Annotated in this window: 1 protein-coding gene and 1 pseudogene; both read right to left on the bottom strand. The window is 73.4% G+C overall.

Annotation, left to right across the window (positions count from 1 at the left end):
* Window positions 1–267: pseudogene (locus G3N94_RS41670) on the bottom strand (threonine-phosphate decarboxylase); the annotation flags it as partial.
* Window positions 260–954 (bottom strand): CobD/CbiB family cobalamin biosynthesis protein (locus tag G3N94_RS41665; protein WP_205799954.1); only part of this gene is annotated, 695 nt, incomplete at its 5' end. The gene G3N94_RS41665 and the pseudogene G3N94_RS41670, both read right to left, overlap by 8 nt.

Raw genomic sequence — 954 nt, 5'->3', positions numbered from 1 at the left:
GATCGCGGCCTGGCTGCCGGCGACCGGCAGCACGTGCGCGGCATCCGGCGCGCCATAGTAGCGGGCCGCGCAGGCGGTGAGCGCGTCGCCGTCGTCGGGCAGCCGGCGCCACGCGTCGGCGGACACGGGCGGCACCGGATAGCCGACCGGATTGATGCCGGTCGACAGGTCGAGCCATGCGTCGTACGGGATGCCGTGCCGGCGGGCGGCTTCGTGCAGGTTGCCGCCGTGCATGATGCCGCCGTGCGTGATGTGGATATCAGACATGTTGGGTGCCCATGACGAGTGCGGCGCTCGCGACGAGCAGCGCGAGCCACAGCGCGAGCGTGCGCGTGACGAGCGACAGCGCGGCGACGATGTGTGCGGCGGTTGCGGGCGAGCCGCTGCCGAGCTGCGGGCGCTGCTCGAGCTCGCCGTGATAGACGGCCGGGCCGCCGAGCTGCACGTTCAGGCTGCCCGCGCCCGCGGCCATCACCGGGCCCGCGTTCGGGCTGTCCCAGTGGCGCGCCTGCGTGCGCCAGCAGCGCCATGCGTTCGCGGTGTCGCCGAGCAGCGCATAGCTCGCGGCCGTGAGGCGCGCGGGAATCCAGTTCAGCGCGTCGTCGATTCGTGCGGCGGCCCAGCCGAAGGTCAGGAAGCGCGGTGTGCGGTAGCCCCACATCGCGTCGAGCGTGTTCGCGAGCCGGAACATCAGCGCGCCAGGGCCGCCCGCGACGACGAACCAGAAGAGTGCGCCGAAGATCGCGTCGTTGCCGTTCTCGAGCGCCGATTCGACCGCCGCGCGCGACAGCGCGCCTTCGTCGGCCGTGCTCGTGTCGCGCGACACGATCCGCGCGGTCAGCGCGCGCGCGCCGGGCAGGTCGTGCCGCAGCAGCGCGGCGGCGATCGGAGCGAGATGGTCGGCGAGGCTTTTCGCGCCGAGCGCGAACCACAGCAGCGCGACGTGCAGCGCGA

The sequence above is a fragment of the Burkholderia sp. Ac-20353 genome (genome assembly GCF_017104785.1).
In the GTDB taxonomy this organism is placed as follows: Bacteria; Pseudomonadota; Gammaproteobacteria; order Burkholderiales; family Burkholderiaceae; genus Burkholderia.
This window is presented reverse-complemented; position numbering and strand designations above follow the sequence as displayed.